Below are 20,170 nucleotides of genomic sequence, written 5' to 3' on the forward strand. Positions count from 1 at the left end.
AATCAATTTTAATCCATCTTCAAATAATTTATTATAGTATAAAAAACAAAACTGTGTTAATTAGCACAGTTTTATAAAAATAAATGTGTCATTATATAGATACGGTTTTTACTCATTCCAAGTTAGAAAGGAGTTCTTCTAAAAGTGATAGATTAGGACAACAGATTGTTCTTTTGTTTTTATATATTAATTTTTGATTTTTTAAATTATTTATGGCTTTGGTTATAGCTTCTCTCCTAGCACTAATCATGTCCCCTATTTCTTGATCGGTAATTGTTAAATCTAAGATATGGCCATTAGCGCATGAACCATTAAACTTGGAGGATTTTACTTTGCATATAGCATCACGAGAACATTTTGTGCCAACTGTTAAGAACAATGTTATTAATAATGACATTAACCTTTCTTCAATTTTCATGAAAGAAAGATATTTTACCTGATATGAAAGTAGCCGAATTTTTCTGCCCATAGAATTAAATATGTTGAAGGCAAGATTTGGGTCATCCTTCATCATCTTTGTAAATTGTTCTTTGTTTAAAACAACCAGGGTAGAATCTTTAAGAGCTTCAGCATAAGTAAAACTTGGGTCTTCATCAAAGAAAGCTGTTTCGCCAAAGAATGAACCGGGCTCATGAACGGCAAGGGTTTTTTCGGAGCCACTGGAATTTGAAATACTTACTCTGACTCTACCTTCGGTTAGAAAATATAGGCAATCTCTTATATCTTCTTGCTGAAAAATTAAGTTACCTTTGCGGAAATGGCGAATATTTTTAGAATACTTGATTATTTTTTCTTGAATATTTTTGTCTTCGATAACCCAAAGAGACTTATTGAGCATTGAAACACCTCCAATTTATATACAAGTTAATATTAATTATAGAAGATAGAGTATAAATTGTAAACATTACTTGTTAAAACGGAGTTTATCAAATTAGGTTTGAATGCGAAGATAGAATATTTACACTTTAAAAAAGTGGCTTATAAACCATTTTATAAATAAACAATAATTTATAGTATTACAAAGTTTATATTTAAGATTATTAAAAAAGTAAAGGAGAGTGATTTATAATGAAAGAAATTCGAATTCATGGAAGAGGAGGACAAGGGGCTGTTACTACATCTGAGATAATTGTATATGCTGCAGTTCAAGATGGTAAATTTGGCGCCTGTTTTCCTTATTTTGGGTTTGAAAAAAAAGGTGGCCCAGTTAGCGCCTTTGTAAGAATTGATGAAAAGAAAATAAGAGAAAAAAACCAAGTTTACAATCCAGACTGCATAATGGTAATTGACCCATCGCTGCTAAATAGTGTAGATGTTTTTGTTGGAGCAAAGGAAAACGCTATACTTATTATTAACTCTAAAACAATTGAAGAAATTAAAATCCCTAAAAATATAACTAAAGTGGCTTACATAGACGCAAATTCTGCTTCAATGAAGATATTTGGAAGATTATTGCCAAACACTATTGTGTTAGGTGCATTTGTCAAAGCAACAAACTGGGTAAGCTTTGATAAGGTTAGTGAGAAGACTCAGGAGATTTGGGGCTCTAAGAACCTTGATGCGTTGAAGTGCGGATATAATAATGTTGTTATAAAGGAAGTGAATGGAGGTATTATTCATGATTAAAACTGACTTTATATGTGCTGTAGGAAAGGAATTGAATATTATCAATACCGGCAGCTGGAAAGTTTATCCACCAGTTATACAGCACGATAAATGTAAAAAATGCGGAATGTGTTTATTGTATTGTCCAACCAATTCTGTTAAGTTAATTGATGGAAGTTATCATATTGATTTAGAATTTTGTAAAGGATGTGGTGTGTGTATTCATGAATGTCCTGCAAAAGCTATTGAATATATTAAGGAGGAGCAGGAGTAGAAATGAAAAATATTAAAGTTTTAGATGGAAACCATGCAGCAGCTATAGGTGCAATTCTTTCAAAACCGGATGTGGTAGCTGCATATCCGATAACACCTCAAACTCCATTAGTTCAACATTTTAGTCAATATGTTGCAGATGGTGTAATGGATTCTACAATCGTAGAGCCGGAATCAGAACATTCTGCTATGAGTGTATTAACCGGAGCTTCCCTTGCCGGAGCAAGGACATTCACAGCTACATCTTCACAGGGACTGGCGTTAATGTATGAACCATATTTTAGGGCATCTACAATGAGATTGCCAATAGTAATGAATATTGTAAACAGAGAAATGATATCACCTCAATCAGTTTGGGGAGGACCTCAAGATTCACTTACGGTTAGGGATGCCGGGTGGATACAGATTTATGTTGAAGATAACCAAGAAATTTTAGACATGACTATCCAGGCATTTAAGATTGCGGAAAATAATGACGTTTTATTACCAATAAATATATGCTATGACGGGTTTTATTTGTCACATATGACTGAAGGTGTAGAAGTTCCATTACAGGAAGAAGTTAATGCATTTTTACCTCCATACAAACCAACTCATGTGAAGCTTGATCCGGAAACTCCAATGGCTGTTGACCCGTTAACACCAGGAAACTATCTGCAATATTACAGAGAACTTCATATGGCGGCTATGGATAATGCAAAAAGAGTTATTAAGGAAGTTAATGATGAATTTGCTAAAAAATTTGGCAGGGATTATTTTGGGCTTGTAGAGCCATATAGAATGGAAGATGCCGAATATGTCCTGGTAACATTAGGCTCTTTGACCGGATCTGCAAGAATAGCTGTTGATTTGGCAAGGGAGAAAGGTGTTAAATGCGGACTTATAAAAATAAGATCACTAAGACCATTCCCGGTTGATGAGGTAAATGAATTCCTTAAAAATGCTAAAGCAATTGGAGTAATAGATCGTAACGTAAGCTTTGGCTGGCACACAGGTATTGTTTATCAAGAAATAAAATCCGCTATAAGCAGCTTAGATCCTATTCCGACAGTACCATTCATAGGTGGTTTAGGCGGAGAAGACTTGACAACTAATCTAATGGTTGAAGCTTTGGATAGTGTTATCAAAGCAGGAGAAAATAAACAACTTGAAAATAGAGCCCACTGGCTAATTAACAGAAAGGGGAGATAAATATGTCTATAGCAGAAAAAATGGCGTCATATGAAGATATGGTGGGTCCTGGCATTACTGCCTGTTTAGGATGCAATGTTGAGCTTTCCATGAGAACAGCATTACAAATATTAGGACCTAATACAATAGTAGCAGTTCCTCCAGGATGCATGGGAGGAGTACAGAGTGTAGGTTGGGCAGATAAGACCGGTATGAAAATTCCTGTGTTCTTTCCACTACTTGACAATACTGCCTCTATGCTTACAGGAATAAAGAAATATTATGAACGCATAGGCAGAGATGTGAATGCAGTTGCATTTGCAGGGGACGGTGCATCTTTAGATGCCGGCTTCCAAGCATTATCAGGAGCTGCGGAAAGAGGAGACAATATAATATACATTTGTTATGATAATGAAGGTTATATGAATACCGGATTCCAAAGAAGCAGTTCGACATCTTTAGGATCATGGACATCGACTACTCCGGTAGGAACAAAAAGTCACGGCAAAACATCTCATAAGAAAGATATGCCTTTGATAATGGCGGCACACGGAATTCCTTATATGGCAACAGCGTCACCGGCATATATGCCTGACTTAATTAAGAAAATTGAAAAAGCAAAAAATGTGAAGAATGGACTAGCTTATATTCACATATACAATAGTTGTGCAACAGGTTGGGGATATGAATCCGAAAAAAGTATCGATATTGTTAGAAAAGGAGTTCAGTCAAGATTTATGCCAATTTACGAATTTGAAAACGGTAAATATAAGTTGAATATTGACGTTAAGAACCCCATTTCGTTAAAAGATTATTTGTATTCAATGAAAAAATACAAGCACGTTAGTGAGGAGCAAATAGCCCAACTACAGGAATACGTTGATGAGAAATGGGATAATCTCAAAAAACTTTGTGATACGTCTGAATAAAGATTGAATGGGTGATGAAAATATGAAAACAATTAATCGAGTAATTGATATTTGCATATCAGTTCTATCAGGAATTGCAGCATTAGCTTTGGCTTTCCTGCTGATTGGTATATGTTATTCGACTTTTTCAAGAGTGGTTTTTAATAAGCCACTTTCGAACTTAGTTGAGTATTCAACATACAGTTTATTATACGTTACATTCTTAGGGTCACCTCAGATATTGAAAAATAAAGGGCATATAAATCTCGACATATTAATAAATGCCTTACCGACAAAAGTAAACAATATCTTGTCAATGGTTGTTAATTTTGTTGGTGCTATTATATCTGCATGTATTTTTTGCTTTGGATATTTAGTAGTATCAGATAACTATAATTTCAAAATTAAGGTAATGGATTCTATGGGGACACCACAGTGGTTACTCACAATTGTTATCCCGTTAGGTATGTTCTTTATCACTATTCAATTCATTAGAAATTTCGTTAGTGATTATGAAGAGTTCAAGAAATACAAAAAAGTAGTTTAAAAAGAGGTGATTTATTTGGAGTGGTATTTAGTATTAGTTCTAATTTTCTTTGTTCTTGTAGCCGTAATGCTGACTGGGTTACCTATTGCATTTAGTTTTATTCTTGTATCTTCTGCTATTATGTTTAAGATGCAGGGTGCATTCGGAATTCGTCAGCTTGTATTAGGAATGTATGATCAAGTAGCTCAGTTTTCACTGACCCCAATACCGTTTTTTATGATAATGGGTGAAGTTTTTTATCAATCCGGATTAGTGTCAAGAACTCTGGATTCGCTGGCCAAGTTCGTTAAAAAGGTTCCGGGAAGATTAAGTATCATTACTTTACTTGGAGGCGGCGTATTTGCTGCACTATCCGGTTCAGTTGTTGCGAACACGGCAATGTTTGGCTCCCTGATGCTTCCTGAAATGATGAACAGGGGATATTCAAAGAAATTAATAACTGGTTCAATAATGGCTTCCGGAGCTCTGGCCATGGTAATTCCACCAAGTGCATTAGCAGTTTTGCTAGGAAGCATTTCAGGAATTTCAGTAGGTAAGATATTAATAGGTGCAATACTTCCTGGAGTATTATTGATGGCTATGTATATTGGATATGTTATGGTGGTATGCATTATTAATCCTGAAATGGCACCGGCATACAATGTAGAAGATTCTACTTTAAAGGAAATGCTATTAGGAGCGTTGAAGGATATTGTACCCTTAATCTTTATATTCCTTGTTGTAATGGGAATTATATTTACTGGAATAGGTACGCCAACAGAAGCAGCAGCAATTGGTGCTTTAAGTTCTTACATTTTAACAATTATGTATAGAAAATTTTCTTGGAAATTAGTGTACAAAACTCTGGTTGATTCCTTAAAAGTAACTGCAATGGTATTGATTATAATTGCAGGTTCAGCAGGGTTTAGTCAAATATTAGCTATGACAGGTGCAAGTAGAGAAGCTGTTGTAGCTATAATGGGAATGTCAACGTCTCCATTTATAATTATTTCTACAATGCTTTTGATTATTGTTGCCCTAGGTTTCTTTATGGAACAAACAGCAATCATGATGATAACGTTACCTATTATGATGCCAGTAATTATAAGTTTAGGAGTAAATACAATTTGGTTTGCAGTTCTTTACCTAATATGTTTACAGATAGGTCAACTTACTCCACCAGTTGGACTAGCACTGTTTACTATGAAGGGAGTATCACCTCCAGAAGTAACAATGCGCGATATATATGACGGAGCCATACCGTTTGTTACAATGGACGTATTGGCGTTGCTCTTAATGGCGGTAATACCACCAATTGTTACTTGGTTGCCAAGTCTATATTAAGTAAATTAATTGAAAAATAAGGAGGAAAGAAAATGTTTAAGAAAGGCTTGCTATTTTTATTGATTATCACGTTGCTAATTGGGATAATTGGATGCGGAAAAAACGATAAACCTGCACAATCTTTAGGTGAACAAGTTTCTCCTGAGGGAAATGCTGATGAAAAGATAACACTTGCAGTTACATCCGCATGGGCTGAAGGTAATACACTTTTATTCAACATGGATGATTTTGCACAAAAAGTGTCAGAAAAAACAAATGGTACAGTTGAAGTTGTATGGGGCGGAGGCCCGGAGACAATACCAAGCTATCAACTCGTTGAAGCTCTAAAAAATGGGATAATAGATATAGCGTGGACAGCTCATACTTATAATGTTTCTCATGTTCCTGTCATGGAAGCAATGAAATTAACTGATGCAGAAAAACTGAGAGAAACAGGAGGATTTGATTTTGTTAAAGACTTATATAAAGATAAACTTAATGCTCATTATATAGCTGCAACTACAAACGGATTAACATATAATTTGTATACAAAAAATGAAATTACTAAACTTGAAGATTTCCAAGGTTTGACTATTAGGGCAACTCCTGCATACCAAGCCTTCGTAGACGGATTAGGCGCCGGTGTTGTAAATACTGCTCCTGGAGAGGCATATCAAGCATTGGAGCGTAATGTTATCCAAGGTTATGGATGGCCGAGCGTAGGTGTAAAAGATTTTGGATGGCAGGAAGTGTCTAAATATATAATCCAACCAGCTTTCTACAATGTAGATGTATGTATTATGATGAGTGACAAAGCTTGGAATAAACTAAGCAAAAACCAGCAAAATGCAATAGTAGAAGCAGGCAAAGAAATTGAAGCCGCTTCGAATGAATACTACGTAAAAGCAATTGCTGATGAAAATGATATATTAACAGCAGAGGGTATGGTGGAGCTTACTTTACCATCAGATGTTGCAGATGCTTATTATAAGTTAGCTTATGAAAAGGGATGGGAAAGTGCTCTTAGAGTAGATCCTGAAAATGGTATGAAATTAAAGGAACTTTCCGAATAATGTGATTTAGAATCAAATATAAAATCAAACCACCAGTTGTGTAGTGAACTGGTGGTTTGCATATCATTTTTTATTTTGTCATAAAAAGCTATATCTTAACATCTGATTTACAAACTATTTTTGAAGATTGAGTTTATAACTACTTATTGCTATATAAGTAAAGCACGGCCTTTGTTGCGGAAATATCCTTTTCAATTATACTGAAGCTTTTCAGTTGTTTCTTAAGCTCATTTATATACGATTGTCTTATTACTATGCTGTTGTGAAACACGCCGCCTTTTATTCCTATAGTAATATGCCCTTTAAATCCCTTTTTCTTATAAGCTGTGGAGGTAAGTTCTGCAAGGTTTTTTCCTGCTGTATTCAGCAACGTTTCAGCATGATTATCTCCGTTTTCTCCACAGTGTGCAATTATTGGGAACAGTGCAGCTATGGTGTCCTTTTCATTATTATAAATGAAATTCATTATTTCGGATCGGGAGGAGCCGCCTATTTCTCTAAGGGCTTGCACGCTTAAATTATCTAATTCAATATTTTTGTCAATGTTATAAATTATCTCCTTGAACAGTTCTATTACTATATGATATCCGCTTCCTTCATCACCCAAAATATGCCCCCAGCCTCCAACCATTTCGCCATGTCCATTTTTTTGAACGTAGCATGAAGAGCCGGTACCCGCAATTGCCAATATTCCGTCATTCTCTTGGAAATATGCTTTACAAGCCATTTCTCCATCATTAAAAACCAAAGTTTCAATTTTACATGTATCTTCCACATGTTTTTTTATTAATTCGACATAATTCCCAGTTTCTACTGATGCCATCCCAATTGAAATAAGCATGCATTCTTTTCCAAGTTCGGCTGCACATTTATTTATGAGAGATATAATATTATTCATCGTACTTTCTAGATTTATAGCAGGATTTCCTGCCCCTCCTGCTATTTCTGACAGTATGTTTCCGCTTAAATCATATGCCGTAAGCTCAGATTTACTGCCACCTGCATCTATACCTATTAAGTATTTCATTATATCACCGCCTGTTCTTAATCTTCGACCGTTTAAATTAATAACAGTTATAAGAAAATAGTGTATTATCATTTTAATAATACACTATAACTAAGAAAAAATAAATGAATAAGTGAAAAGAATATAAAGAGCAAGTTTTAAGGTCGATCAATATTTAAAGTTCTACTATTTTAGTTGATATAGTTTCATTGAAAGAATAATCGTGTTCTACAAAAATCATTGTCGGCTCGAAATTTTCTATAAGCTCTTGTATTTGAATCCTAGAATATACATCGATAAAGTTCAGCGGTTCATCCCAAACATATATATGAGCACTTTCTGACAGACTCTTGGCAATTAATACCTTCTTTTTCTGACCTTCGCTTAACTCCTCTAAATTTTTGGAGAAATCATCCGAATACATATCAAATTTTGACATTAACATTCTGAAGACACTTTCATTTATATTTTCGTCATTTATGAAATTTTGAAAGCTACCTTTCAAAAAAGACGTGTCTTGCGGAACATATGATATAATCAAGTTGCTACCTATATTGACGGTTCCGCCATAGCAATCATTCTTACCAAGCAATACTTTTAATATGCTTGATTTTCCTGAACCGTTCTTGCCCCTTAAAGCAATTCTATCACCTTGACTTACTGAAAATCCTACATTCTCAATTACTTTTCTGCCGTTAAAACTTATACTTAGATTATCAATATATATAAGAGTGTCCTTATGATAAGACTTGGGAATTACTTTAAGGGAATCAAATTGTTCAATATTATTGAGAAGCTTTTTCTTTTCATCAAGAGATTTAAGCTTTCGCCGTTCAATGGACTTTGCCCTTTTCATCATTTTTGCTGCTTTGTGTCCTATGGCTCCTCTGTCATAGGCGTGTTCTCCTATTTTAGATGCTTCTACCTTATCACTCCATCCGGATGTTCTCCTGAATGACTCCTCGAGATTAAAAATTTCACGTTTAAGCTTTTCATTTTTATTTATTTCATAAGCATCCTGCCTATTTTTATTTTCCTGCCAACTAGAAAAATTTCCTTTCTGAATTTCGATGCTGCATTTGTTTATTGACAGTATGTGATCAACCGAGGAGTCAAGGAAATGTCTGTCGTGCGAAACCAATATAAATCCTCTTTTCTGACTCAGATATTCGGAAACGCAATTTCTTCCTTCTAAATCCAGATGATTTGTAGGTTCATCAATAAGTAGAAAATTGTTTTTCTTCAGAAACAGTGCGGCAATCAGGACTTTTGTTTTTTCACCGCTGCTGAGGGTATCGAATTTACGTGAGAGGATTTCCGCATCAACATAAAGCTTCCTTATTTCCTTTTCAATTAATTCATTGATAATGTATCCGTCGTTATGGGCATATAAATCCAACAGTTCTCCGTATCTTTTAATTGAACTGTCAGATTTTTCGCGAATACATCGGTCCATTTCTTTTTCCCAGTAAGTGAAAGGAGCTACTATATTTCTTACGGTTTCAAGAGTATTTTGTTCAACGTCAGCTTCAAAAGGAAAGTAATCAAACTTTACAGAAGCCTCTATATTACCGCTGTACTTATACATACCCATAAGCAATTTTAGCAACGTAGTTTTTCCCCTGCCGTTTCTTCCTATGAATCCGAGTTTCCAGTCAGTATCAATTTCAAAAGTTGTATTTTCAAATATATTTTTATAGTTTGTTTCATATCTGAATGTCAAATTGTTTACTTGTATTAAAGACATAAAAAAATCCCTCCTTAAGAGAGAAAATTAACACCAAACAAAAAATAAACAACGAAAAATATGCATTGTATAAAAAAGTGTGGAAATTAATTTACTCTCAATATAATGTGTCAATAATTAACCATTTCAGGTTTATTTATTATTTACATAATCAAAAGCAAATTATCTAATCATTCCACCTATTACCTTTCTTTTATCAGATTTGCCTATATTATAATATGAATAATTTTATTTGTCAAATCTGAAAAATTATGTTTGTTTTCAATTTTATTAAATTACTTTTGCATTTTAATACTATAAACATTATAATAAAATATAAATTACATAAAATAGAAGATAAACCAGGTATTAATCATCGGGAGGTTGTATGGAAAGAGAAATAGTAAGATTAGATATGGACAGAGATTTTGAAGCATTTGAAGAGTTATCGGTGATATCCTTTGGAGAAAATACAAACAGTAAAAAAGAGATGTATGAATGGCTTTTTGAAAAAAATCCTTATAATAAGTCGGGAAACATGATGTATTTGCTAAAAGAAGGAGATAAGGTAATTGGCTGCGACGGGCTTCTTCCGAACGAGCTGTACGTAAACGGAAAAGTTCTTTTAACAGCCCACTCAGTTAAATCAATGACCCATCCTGACTACAAAAGGCAGGGAATATTCAGGAAAATGACGCAGAATTCATGTGAAAGAGGACTTCAAGATGGAGTAGATGTTGTTATAGGCCTTGCTAATGATCAGTCATATCCGGCTTATCAGAGATTCGGCTGGCCTACATTGTTTGAAAAGGAAGTGTATGTAAAACCTATATTAATAACAAATATATTAAAAAGAAGAATAAAGATCGGACCTCTTGCAGCGATAGGCAATTCGATTTATTCTACATTTATGAAGAGCAGACTGACAAGAGTAATGGATAAAGATATTAAATTTGAAATTCTTGACAAAGTTCCTCAAAGCATCCAGCAATGTTGGGATAGATATAAATCAAAATATAATGTATGCCTGGTAAGAGATTATAAGTACCTGAACTATAGATATAATGAAAGACCCGACGTAGATTATGTAACTATACTTGCAAAATATAATGGGGAAATAGTAGGATTTGCTATTTTACACAATTCATTTGCCAATGGTTCTAAGATGACATCTGCGGTGGAGTTCTTTACAGACCCAACAAGCGAGAGATTCATAAAGGCCTTGGCTAACGGAGTCTCAAAATACTGCTATGACAATGGAATTGAATATGTTGTGGTAGGAACGGGACTTTATGGTGAATATAAAAAAGTTTTGCTGGGACATGGGTTTATGCTTACAAGGAAGCCTCCAAAAAATAATATGATGATTGCCAATATACTGTCAGATAAAGTAACTTTAGATGAAATAACCGCCCACGACAAATGGCATATAACTCAGGGAGACGGGGAGACAGAGCTGGATTTGTAAATTGACATATAAATTTTACCGTGTTATTATATAACAATAAAATTCTATACATACAGATACTTTACAGCTTTTTAGCGTAACAAATGATTGCAGTATTAAATAAATTATTACATAATAGGTAGAACCTATGGAGGATAGATATGGATTTTAAAGTTAGAGCAGCTGAATTGTTTACATCTATAGAAAATGAACTGTCTGTGGACGAAGCTCTTGCAATGATTGAGATACCGCCAAGCCAGGATATGGGAGACTATGCTGTGCCATGTTTTAAATTTGCAAAGAAATACAGAAAATCTCCTGCAATTATTGCTTCTGAAATCGCAGGCAAAATAAATTCAACAGAAGAGTTTGAAAAAATTGAAAGCGCTGGTCCCTACGTTAATTTTTTCGTAGATAAAAAACATTTTGCCGAAAAAATATTAAAGCTTGTGTATGAGGAAAAAGAAAATTACGGAAGTACAAACGTAGGAGAAGGGAAAAATGTCATTGTTGAATTTTCTTCTCCAAATATAGCCAAACCGTTTCACATCGGCCATATAAGGACTACAATAATAGGAAACTCTATTTATAAGGTTTATAAATATTTAGGATACAATACAATTACAATTAACCATTTAGGAGACTATGGCACTCAATTCGGAATGCTGATATCAGCATATAAAAAATGGGGAACTCCTGAAGTGGTAGAAGCAATTGAGAATGACCCGATAAAAGAGCTTTTAAAGCTTTATGTAAGATACAATCAGGAAATAGAGGCACATCCTGAATATAGAGATGAAGCAAGGTATTGGTTTAAAGAGCTGGAGAACGGAAACGAGGAGGCGAAAAAACTCTGGACATGGTTCAGAGAGGTTAGCCTTAAGGAGTTCAACAGAGTTTATAACATGCTGAATATCAAGTTTGATTCATATGCAGGTGAAAGTTTCTATTCGGATAAGATGCAGGCAGTATTGGATGAGCTTGAAGAAAAAGGGCTTTTAAAAGATTCAGAAGGAGCTAAAATAGTAGAGCTTCAGCAATATGGATTGACTGATGCAGTAATACAAAAAAGTGATGGATCAACCCTTTATGTTACAAGGGATATTGCAGCTGCAATGTACAGAAAGAAGACTTACGATTTTTATAAAAATATATATGTAGTTGGAGCACCTCAAAAGCTGCACTTCGAACAATGGAAAAAAATTATTGAAATAATGGGATACGACTGGCCAGAAGATTGTGTGCATGTAATGTTCGGCACAGTAAGCCTAGAGGATGGTGCGCTTGCAACTCGTAAGGGACGCGTGGTTTTCCTGGAAGATGTATTAAATAAGGCAATTGAAAAAACAATGGACATAATAAATGAAAGAAATTCAGATCTGGAAAACAAGGAAGAGGTTGCAAAGCAGGTTGGAATTGGAGCGGTAATATTCCAAGAGTTATTTAATAACAGAATAAAGGATTATACGTTCTCATGGGAAAAAACACTGAGCTTTGAGGGAGAAACAGGACCATATGTACAGTACACATATGCGAGAACATGCAGTGTTCTTCGCAAGAGTGAAACACAAATTAATGATGATGTGGATTACTCTATTTTAACCGACAAGGAAGCCTTCAATGTAATCAGAAAGCTTGAAGGATTTAAAGCTGCAGTACTAAGCTCTCACGATAAGTATGAGCCGTTCTTCATTACGAGGTACATTGTAGGCCTTGCTCAAGAGTTTAACCGCTTCTATCATGACAATCCTATAATAACTGATGATATTGAAGTGAAAAAAGCAAGGCTGTTATTGACTAAGTCTGTTAATACGGTGCTTAAAAAAGGTATGGAACTTTTAGGCATGGAAACACCTGAGAGAATGTAATATAGTGAGCAATATTCAAGAACAACCTAAGTGTTGTTCTTTTTTTAAACTGATTTCTTATAAATCGCCCTTGTATTGTCATAATGCTCCACATTTCAACAATACATGTCATCTTTTTTCGTTGACCTAAGTAAAAAGTAAAAATATAATTAGTTAACAAACATGAAAGGGTGATAAAATGAAGCGCGAAAAGTATTTTGCGGTACTTCTTGTTATATGCATACTATCATATTTTATGATGGTGAATTTAAGCATGATTGCTGTTGCTGAGGATATGTCAGATCATCAATTTGACATAGTTAGAAGACATGCTATGATATATGATTTAAAAAATTCATTCTTGATGCAAAAAGAATTAATCGAATATATTTGCAGCTTAACAAACTTTGAGTATGATGACTCTGAATTTCTTGTTAATGAGTGTAAAAATAAAAATATAGATCCTTTTATAGTGCTTGGGGTTATTAAAAGAGAAAGCGACTTTAATCCAGTTGCACAGGGTGCGGCAGGGGAAAGAGGACTTGGACAACTTATGGAAAATACAGCTAAACCGGTTGCAGAGAATTTGGGATATGTTTACGATCCTGACAAGCTGTTTGAAACAAGATATAATTTAAAACTTACAATTACACAGATTGCATATCTGGTTGAATTATATAATAATGATATGCATAAGGCATTGACTGCTTATAACAGAGGACAAATAGGACTAATTGAATATATGGAAAATAACAATAATGAAAACTCTGCTGTCAGTGATTATTCGAACATGGTTTTAAAATTCGCATATGAATACGAAAAAAATTATGTGCAGGAATCTACAGAAAAGAAATCATAGAAATAAAAAGGTACTTTATTATTTTTAGTTAAGAATGTATAATAGAACCACGGATTACGTGGATTCTATTTTTTTTAAGGAGCAAGAATGCTGTCAAAAATATATGGTTTGCTTAAATTTTGCTACGAAGATAATTCAGGTGACAAACTTCCAGATATTAAATTACAGTTATTTATATTAGGAGTAAAGTCGCTTATGCCATTTGAAGACAATATTGGCTGTATGTTTGATAAAGAAAGATATGAAAAAGAAATTGAACTATTCTCATGCTATAAAAACGGGAATGATGATAATTTAGAGTACTATTATAAACATAAAAAGCCTTCAGAATGCGATGATTTACTGTTGGAATATAAAATTATGCCCATAATTATAGCCAACACACAATGGGATGTATTATTAAATGAAGCACTTAGGGCGACGCTTTTTTATTCTTCAAGCAAAAAAGCTATATTAAATACAATTATTCTCTCATCTGCAATTTTCGAATATTTAAGCAAAGATGATTATATAGAAAATATGACTGAACTGTGCAGGGAGAGATTGATCAATTTTTCTTTTAAAGATTTTTTAAAGTATAATAATATGAAAGTAAATAAAATCAGTTTGATAGAATTTGAAAAAGAAAGAATTAAAATGCTTTCAGAAAACAAGTTAATGGCGGATGAACTGATGGATAAATTTAAATCTCTTCAATATCTATTCAATGTAGAAGAAAAAATAAAAACTGAAACAAGTGAAGAAACCGTATTATCGAGTTTTTCTTCATATTTATATAAACTGAGAAAGGGAATAATAAATCCTGAAAAGCTTAAAGTATCACATTGCAACATACCTGATGTTAAAGAATTATTGAAATATTCGTCCTTCACTCATCCGTTTTTGGGAAAGTGCTTGGTCATAAAAAGAGGGAAAAATGAAGTAATACTGAGAAATAAGTCAGGGCTTATGAAGGTGAACATATGAAAATTTTGCTTATAACTCTTGATTCAAAATTTATACATGCTAATCTTGCAGTTAGATACTTGAAGAAATTTTGTCAGAACGATAAAATTGAAATGGAAATAAAAGAGTTTACTATTAACCAAAAGCAAGAATACATACTGGATGAGTTGTTTTCTGCAAATGCGGATTTAATATGTTTTTCAACATATGTATGGAATATAGAATACATAAAAGAATTGGCATACATAATAAAAGAAGCAAAAACAGGCGTTGAAATTTTGTGCGGAGGGCCAGAAGTTTCATTTGAAATTAATAAATTTATGGATAATGAGCCGCATGTGGATTATGTTATTTTTGGAGAAGGTGAGTTAACATTCAGAGAGTTTTTGCTTGAATATAAAAAAGAAAATTCCTGTTTTAGAAATATAGATGGGCTTGCTTATAGAGAAAATGGAAATGTAGTAATAAACAAACAAAGAGATCCAATTATGAATTTGGATATAATTAATTATCCATATGAAGAAAGAGAAAGTTTTAAAGATAAAATTATATATTATGAATCATCTAGAGGGTGCCCCTTTAGATGTAGCTTTTGCATGTCTTCAATAGATAAAAGAATAAGAAATTTTTCTCTTGCAAGAGTAAAAAAAGATTTAAAGATACTTTTAGATACAAAGGCAAGGCAAATAAAATTTGTAGACAGGACGTTTAATGCCGACTATAAAAGAGCAATGGAAATTATGGAATTTATCATTGAAAACAATAATAATAACATGACAATTCATTTTGAAATAACGGCAGATATCATCAATGACGAATTTTTACATTACATTAATACTGTACCAGTCAATATGTTTCAGTTTGAAATAGGTGTTCAGTCTTTGAATAGTGAGACACTTGCTGAAATAAACAGGCATATGGATGTAGAAAAGCTGAGACGAGTGATTAACAGCATAAGAAATGGTGAAAACATACATGTTCATCTCGATTTAATAGCAGGGCTTCCGTATGAAAACTATGAAACATTTAAGAAGTCATTTGACGGAATACATAGAATGAGGGCTGAAAAAATACAGCTAGGATTTTTAAAAGTGTTAAAAGGAACAAAGATATATTCAGATGTTGAAAAACATGGGATAAGATACAGAAGAACATCTCCGTATGAAGTCATATGCACGAAGTATATTTCTGCTATAGATCTCTTGAAACTAAAAAACATTGAGGAACTAGTTGATAAATATTACAATGAAAAGTATTTTGAAAAATCGCTTAATTATATACTGAAAAATAATTTTGCTAAATCAGCATTTGAATTTTATGAAAATTTTAGCCTTTACTGGAAACATCAGAGTTTATATAAAATGGCGCACAGCAGAAAAAAGCTTTATAAAATATTGTATGAATATATGGACTATAATAGATACTTGACGGATGAATTCACAGAATGCTTAAAATATGATTATGTGCTTAATAATCATTATGAAGATATACCAGACTATCTAAATAGAAATTCGGAAGACAAATACAAAATTATAAAAAAGCAGCTGGCATATGACAATAAATTTAAAGAAAAGTATTTTGGAGAAGAGGCAAAGGAAAAAATAGCAAATGAATTTAGATTAGTAGATATAGGTAATAAGGCCACATTATTTGTATATAAAGAAAAGGATAATATTTTTAACAGATGCGATACGTATATAATAAATGAACTATTGGAGGAAATGAACTATGAACAAAAAAGATAAATTTTTTCAAGAGTTTTATGAAAAAATAAGAAATGATATTTCTTTTATTACTATAAAAAAAGGCGCATCAATAACATTTAAAAATAATATATATAGCCCAGACAAAGAACTGCCTGTTCCTGTAAGGGTACAAAATCTTTTGGCAGATATTAAGAAACAGGATGAAGTAGACGGCATTACACTAAGTAACATCATAGACGGTATTATATATATTGCCGGCTCAGATATTAATTTTGAGCTTATGGATGAGTACATTAAAATGCTGGAAAAATTTAATTTTGATTTGAAACCATATATTATTTATTGTATAAATAAATTTGATGAAGAAGAATCTGAAAGAGGAGTTGTCTATGGCAAAGCATTGGTGAATTTAGAAGAAAATGAAAAAAGTTGTTTTGTCTATGCATCTGCCCTAGAAAAAATGGGCTTGAAATATAACGAAGAAAATAAAGCGAAGAAAGGCCAAATTTTTTTAGAAGAAGCAAATAAATACTTTGAAAAATGCCTCGACTATGATGAAAAATTTACACTATCACTTTATAAACTCGGGTTTTACTATAAAAGAAGTCAGCAATATGTTAAAGCAGAACTTATTTGGAATAAGCACCAGGAAACCGAGGATGACCCTTTGAGAATAGATGAAATAAGAAATGAATTAATACAGCTAAAGCCGTATGTTGATTATGAAAAAGGGTATAATCTTGTATTAAAAGAAAAACCGGAAGAGGGATTGGAGCTTCTGCTTCCTTTAGTCAAACAACTTGGAACATGGTGGAATCTGTTGTTTTTTATAGGCCTTGCATATAGAGCGCTGGGACAATACGATATAGCTGAGACATACTTTGAAAATGTGCTTAAATTAGAGCATGAACAGAAGGATGCATTGAATGAGCTTGGATTGTGCAAGCTTTGCAGGAAAAAATATGTGGAAGCAGCCGAGATTTTTACAGATTTATTAAATATTGATCCTGGAAATTGTGAAGTGTTTTGCAATAGAGCGGTTGCATTAATGTATAATAATCAATTGGACAGAGCTAAGGAAGACATTCAAACAGCATTGAAAATTAACCCTTATGATTCAGTTGCATTAAGTATCAAGGAAGAATTGTACAGAAAGTAAGTATAAGATAATAATCAGACGCACCTGTAAATGCTAATATAAAATTGCATTTCAGGTGTACTTTTTATGAAAAATGTAATAATAAAAAGTAGTATAAAAGAAAAATAAGGGATTGACATGAATAAGTTGTTGAGCTAAAATATAAAAGTGCTTCAGCCGTTTGAAACAAAATGAAAAGACAGGTTAAAACAGATAAAAATTTTATTGACAATGAAACAGTATTGTGATAAACTAACAAAGCTGTCGAAGCATGAAGAAATTAAGAAAAATGTTGGGAAAAAAACTCTTGACAAAATCAAATTGAACTGATAAGCTATTAAAGCTGTCTCAAGAAAAACGAGTTGTGTATACATATGAAATTAAAATATGATAGTACATATTCGATAAAAAAGCAGATGGCAAACTGAACTTAACAATAAGACGCAGTAAGAAATTACCAGTTGACAGCATCGACAAGATGTGATAAGATATTCAAGCTGTCGCAAAAAAACAGCGAAGAACCTAGACAATAAAACAGCATAAGAAACCTTTGAGAGTTCAAAGAAAAAAGAACTAAAGAACCAAAGTAAAGAAAGACAAAGATAAGCTAAGCGCTATCTTGAGCAAGAATATAAAACGAGAGTTTGATCCTGGCTCAGGACGAACGCTGGCGGCGTGCCTAACACATGCAAGTCGAACGAGATTTACTTTTTCACTGAGAGCTCGAACATCTACAACAAGCACAAAAGTGCACAATATAATAAGATGTAGAAAAACAGTGAGTTGCACATTTGTGCTTCACGCTAAACCCAAGTGACAACACACTTGAAATTCGAGAGCTAAGTGAAAAGGTAAATCTAGTGGCGGACGGGTGAGTAACGCGTGAACAATCTGCCCTGTACAAAGGAATAGCCTCGGGAAACCGGGATTAAAACCATATAACACTTGATGACCGCATGGTCGATGAGTCAAATCGTTAGAGGTATAGGATGAGTTCGCGTCTGATTAGCTAGTTGGTGGGGTAAAGGCCTACCAAGGCGACGATCAGTAGCCGGCCTGAGAGGGTGAACGGCCACACTGGAACTGAGACACGGTCCAGACTCCTACGGGAGGCAGCAGTGGGGAATATTGCACAATGGGGGAAACCCTGATGCAGCGACGCCGCGTGAGTGAAGAAGGTTTTCGGATCGTAAAACTCTGTCCTTGGTGAAGAAAAAAATGACAGTAGCCAAGGAGGAAGCCCCGGCTAACTACGTGCCAGCAGCCGCGGTAATACGTAGGGGGCGAGCGTTGTCCGGATTTACTGGGCGTAAAGGGTGAGTAGGCGGTAGTATGTGTCAGATGTAAAAGGCTAAGGCTTAACCATAGTTAGCATTTGAAACTGTATTACTTGAGTGCAGGAGAGGTAAGCGGAATTCCTAGTGTAGCGGTGAAATGCGTAGATATTAGGAGGAACACCAGTGGCGAAGGCGGCTTACTGGACTGTAACTGACGCTGAGTCACGAAAGCGTGGGTAGCAAACAGGATTAGATACCCTGGTAGTCCACGCTGTAAACGATGAGTGCTAGGTGTTGGCCAGCGATGGTCAGTGCCGAAGTAAACACAATAAGCACTCCGCCTGGGGAGTACGGTCGCAAGACTGAAACTCAAAGGAATTGACGGGGACCCGCACAAGCAGCGGAGCATGTGGTTTAATTCGAAGCAACGCGAAGAACCTTACCAAGGCTTGACATCCCCTTGACCAGTGCAGAGATGTACTCTCTTCTTCGGAAGCAAGGGAGACAGGTGGTGCATGGTTGTCGTCAGCTCGTGTCGTGAGATGTTGGGTTAAGTCCCGCAACGAGCGCAACCCTTATCCTTAGTTGCCAGCAGGTAAAGCTGGGCACTCTAAAGAGACTGCCGATGATAAATCGGAGGAAGGTGGGGATGACGTCAAATCATCATGCCCCTTATGTCTTGGGCTACACACGTGCTACAATGGTCGGTACAAAGGGAAGCGAAAGAGCAATCCGGAGCAAATCCCAATAAACCGATCCCAGTTCGGATTGTAGGCTGCAACTCGCCTACATGAAGTCGGAGTTGCTAGTAATCGCGAATCAGAATGTCGCGGTGAATGCGTTCCCGGGTCTTGTACACACCGCCCGTCACACCATGGAAGTTGGTAATACCCGAAGTCGCTGAGCTAACCGCAAGGAGGCAGGCGCCGAAGGTAGGATCAATGACTGGGGTGAAGTCGTAACAAGGTAGCCGTATCGGAAGGTGCGGCTGGATCACCTCCTTTCTAAGGAGAACTAAAGGACTTATGCTGTTTTATTGCTTATTTAAAAACAATAAAAATTATGTATTTTAAATAAGACTGTTGAGCTAACAGTATAAAGTGGCTCTTTTTAAAACCAAATAATGTGGGGGTATAGCTCAGCTGGGAGAGCACCTGCCTTGCAAGCAGGGGGTCAGGAGTTCGAATCTCCTTATCTCCACCACTTTAACGACAAAGTTAAAGCGATACAGAACTTTGAAAATTGCATAGGAAAATGAAAAGAGAAGACATTAGTTAAATTCAAATTTTAAATAATAAATACAATTTAACCAAAAAAAAATGTTATGAAGACATAACAATG

16 protein-coding genes, 1 tRNA gene and 1 rRNA gene are annotated in these 20,170 nt (G+C 34.5%); 15 read left to right on the forward strand and 3 right to left on the reverse strand.

What is annotated here, in order from left to right:
* Positions 1 to 112: 112 nt before the first annotated feature.
* Positions 113 to 838, reverse strand: coding sequence for a Crp/Fnr family transcriptional regulator (locus ACS3UD_RS03570; RefSeq protein ID WP_308137753.1), 726 nt, complete (start codon positions 836 to 838; stop codon positions 113 to 115).
* Between the two features lie 230 nt (positions 839 to 1,068).
* Between ACS3UD_RS03570 and ACS3UD_RS03575 the strand changes: the two genes are divergently transcribed.
* Genes ACS3UD_RS03575 through dctP form a run of 7 tightly spaced genes read left to right on the forward strand, consistent with a single transcriptional unit; the run spans position 1,069 to position 6,878 of the window.
* Complete coding sequence (locus ACS3UD_RS03575) at positions 1,069 to 1,626, forward strand: 2-oxoacid:acceptor oxidoreductase family protein (protein WP_308137752.1); 558 nt, start codon at positions 1,069 to 1,071, stop codon at positions 1,624 to 1,626.
* On the forward strand, positions 1,619 to 1,879 hold the full coding sequence (locus ACS3UD_RS03580) for a 4Fe-4S binding protein (RefSeq protein ID WP_308137751.1): 261 nt from the start codon (positions 1,619 to 1,621) through the stop codon (positions 1,877 to 1,879). Before ACS3UD_RS03575 ends, ACS3UD_RS03580 begins: the two co-directional genes overlap by 8 nt.
* Before the next feature lie 2 nt (positions 1,880 to 1,881).
* Positions 1,882 to 3,069, forward strand: coding sequence for a phenylglyoxylate dehydrogenase (locus ACS3UD_RS03585; protein ID WP_308137750.1), 1,188 nt, complete (start codon positions 1,882 to 1,884; stop codon positions 3,067 to 3,069).
* A 2-nt stretch (positions 3,070 to 3,071) separates the two neighbouring features.
* Positions 3,072 to 3,977 carry a thiamine pyrophosphate-dependent enzyme gene (locus ACS3UD_RS03590; RefSeq protein ID WP_308137749.1) on the forward strand — a complete coding sequence of 302 codons (906 nt, stop codon included), beginning with the start codon at positions 3,072 to 3,074 and terminating at the stop codon, positions 3,975 to 3,977.
* A gap of 22 nt (positions 3,978 to 3,999) precedes the next feature.
* Entirely contained in the window at positions 4,000 to 4,503 is a 504-nt protein-coding gene (locus ACS3UD_RS03595) for a TRAP transporter small permease (RefSeq protein ID WP_308137748.1), read from the forward strand.
* A 15-nt stretch (positions 4,504 to 4,518) separates the two neighbouring features.
* Positions 4,519 to 5,826 carry a TRAP transporter large permease gene (locus tag ACS3UD_RS03600; RefSeq protein WP_308137747.1) on the forward strand — a complete coding sequence of 436 codons (1,308 nt, stop codon included), beginning with the start codon at positions 4,519 to 4,521 and terminating at the stop codon, positions 5,824 to 5,826.
* A gap of 32 nt (positions 5,827 to 5,858) precedes the next feature.
* The gene (dctP, locus tag ACS3UD_RS03605; RefSeq protein WP_308137746.1) at positions 5,859 to 6,878 is read left to right on the forward strand and encodes a TRAP transporter substrate-binding protein DctP; all 1,020 of its coding nucleotides are present in this window, start codon (positions 5,859 to 5,861) and stop codon (positions 6,876 to 6,878) included.
* A 139-nt stretch (positions 6,879 to 7,017) separates the two neighbouring features.
* On the opposite strand, the gene ACS3UD_RS03610 is transcribed toward dctP, so the two are convergent.
* Positions 7,018 to 7,905 (reverse strand): BadF/BadG/BcrA/BcrD ATPase family protein, encoded by an 888-nt coding sequence (locus tag ACS3UD_RS03610; protein ID WP_308137745.1) that lies wholly within the window; start codon positions 7,903 to 7,905, stop codon positions 7,018 to 7,020.
* Positions 7,906 to 8,059: 154 nt separating this feature from the next.
* Complete coding sequence (gene abc-f, locus ACS3UD_RS03615; protein ID WP_308137744.1) at positions 8,060 to 9,631, reverse strand: ribosomal protection-like ABC-F family protein; 1,572 nt, start codon at positions 9,629 to 9,631, stop codon at positions 8,060 to 8,062.
* A 367-nt stretch (positions 9,632 to 9,998) separates the two neighbouring features.
* Here abc-f and ACS3UD_RS03620 point away from each other — a divergent pair, with 367 nt between their 5' ends.
* The 8 genes from ACS3UD_RS03620 (at position 9,999) to ACS3UD_RS03655 (ending at position 20,032) form a co-directional block, all read left to right on the forward strand.
* A complete protein-coding gene (locus ACS3UD_RS03620; protein ID WP_308137743.1) occupies positions 9,999 to 11,078 on the forward strand; it encodes a GNAT family N-acetyltransferase in 1,080 nt (359 codons plus the stop codon).
* A 140-nt stretch (positions 11,079 to 11,218) separates the two neighbouring features.
* The gene (gene argS / locus ACS3UD_RS03625) at positions 11,219 to 12,925 is read left to right on the forward strand and encodes an arginine--tRNA ligase (protein ID WP_308137742.1); all 1,707 of its coding nucleotides are present in this window, start codon (positions 11,219 to 11,221) and stop codon (positions 12,923 to 12,925) included.
* A gap of 178 nt (positions 12,926 to 13,103) precedes the next feature.
* A complete protein-coding gene (locus tag ACS3UD_RS03630) occupies positions 13,104 to 13,763 on the forward strand; it encodes a transglycosylase SLT domain-containing protein (RefSeq protein WP_308137741.1) in 660 nt (219 codons plus the stop codon).
* 87 nt (positions 13,764 to 13,850) lie between these two features.
* Complete coding sequence (locus ACS3UD_RS03635) at positions 13,851 to 14,729, forward strand: hypothetical protein (protein WP_308137740.1); 879 nt, start codon at positions 13,851 to 13,853, stop codon at positions 14,727 to 14,729.
* Positions 14,726 to 16,453: a B12-binding domain-containing radical SAM protein gene (locus tag ACS3UD_RS03640; protein WP_308137739.1), complete on the forward strand. Its 1,728-nt coding sequence runs from the start codon at positions 14,726 to 14,728 to the stop codon at positions 16,451 to 16,453. Before ACS3UD_RS03635 ends, ACS3UD_RS03640 begins: the two co-directional genes overlap by 4 nt.
* Complete coding sequence (locus tag ACS3UD_RS03645) at positions 16,437 to 17,573, forward strand: tetratricopeptide repeat protein (protein WP_308137738.1); 1,137 nt, start codon at positions 16,437 to 16,439, stop codon at positions 17,571 to 17,573. Before ACS3UD_RS03640 ends, ACS3UD_RS03645 begins: the two co-directional genes overlap by 17 nt.
* A 611-nt stretch (positions 17,574 to 18,184) precedes the next feature.
* A 16S ribosomal RNA gene (locus ACS3UD_RS03650) occupies positions 18,185 to 19,833 on the forward strand.
* A gap of 123 nt (positions 19,834 to 19,956) precedes the next feature.
* A tRNA-Ala gene (locus tag ACS3UD_RS03655) sits at positions 19,957 to 20,032 on the forward strand.
* Positions 20,033 to 20,170: the final 138 nt, after the last annotated feature.

The organism is Sedimentibacter sp. LTW-03 (assembly GCF_052059825.1).
In the GTDB taxonomy this organism is placed as follows: Bacteria; Bacillota; Clostridia; order Tissierellales; family Sedimentibacteraceae; genus Sedimentibacter.

What these genes read in the sequence shown, in the direction of transcription:
- ACS3UD_RS03570 (WP_308137753.1), bottom strand. Translation starts at nt 838, where the DNA reads ATGCTCAATAAGTCTCTTTGGGTTATCGAAGACAAAAATATTCAAGAA.
- ACS3UD_RS03575 (WP_308137752.1), top strand. Translation starts at nt 1,069, where the DNA reads ATGAAAGAAATTCGAATTCATGGAAGAGGAGGACAAGGGGCTGTTACT.
- ACS3UD_RS03580 (WP_308137751.1), top strand. Translation starts at nt 1,619, where the DNA reads ATGATTAAAACTGACTTTATATGTGCTGTAGGAAAGGAATTGAATATT.
- ACS3UD_RS03585 (WP_308137750.1), top strand. Translation starts at nt 1,882, where the DNA reads ATGAAAAATATTAAAGTTTTAGATGGAAACCATGCAGCAGCTATAGGT.
- ACS3UD_RS03590 (WP_308137749.1), top strand. Translation starts at nt 3,072, where the DNA reads ATGTCTATAGCAGAAAAAATGGCGTCATATGAAGATATGGTGGGTCCT.
- ACS3UD_RS03595 (WP_308137748.1), top strand. Translation starts at nt 4,000, where the DNA reads ATGAAAACAATTAATCGAGTAATTGATATTTGCATATCAGTTCTATCA.
- dctP (WP_308137746.1), top strand. Translation starts at nt 5,859, where the DNA reads ATGTTTAAGAAAGGCTTGCTATTTTTATTGATTATCACGTTGCTAATT.
- ACS3UD_RS03610 (WP_308137745.1), bottom strand. Translation starts at nt 7,905, where the DNA reads ATGAAATACTTAATAGGTATAGATGCAGGTGGCAGTAAATCTGAGCTT.
- abc-f (WP_308137744.1), bottom strand. Translation starts at nt 9,631, where the DNA reads ATGTCTTTAATACAAGTAAACAATTTGACATTCAGATATGAAACAAAC.
- ACS3UD_RS03620 (WP_308137743.1), top strand. Translation starts at nt 9,999, where the DNA reads ATGGAAAGAGAAATAGTAAGATTAGATATGGACAGAGATTTTGAAGCA.
- argS (WP_308137742.1), top strand. Translation starts at nt 11,219, where the DNA reads ATGGATTTTAAAGTTAGAGCAGCTGAATTGTTTACATCTATAGAAAAT.
- ACS3UD_RS03630 (WP_308137741.1), top strand. Translation starts at nt 13,104, where the DNA reads ATGAAGCGCGAAAAGTATTTTGCGGTACTTCTTGTTATATGCATACTA.
- ACS3UD_RS03635 (WP_308137740.1), top strand. Translation starts at nt 13,851, where the DNA reads ATGCTGTCAAAAATATATGGTTTGCTTAAATTTTGCTACGAAGATAAT.
- ACS3UD_RS03640 (WP_308137739.1), top strand. Translation starts at nt 14,726, where the DNA reads ATGAAAATTTTGCTTATAACTCTTGATTCAAAATTTATACATGCTAAT.
- ACS3UD_RS03645 (WP_308137738.1), top strand. Translation starts at nt 16,437, where the DNA reads ATGAACAAAAAAGATAAATTTTTTCAAGAGTTTTATGAAAAAATAAGA.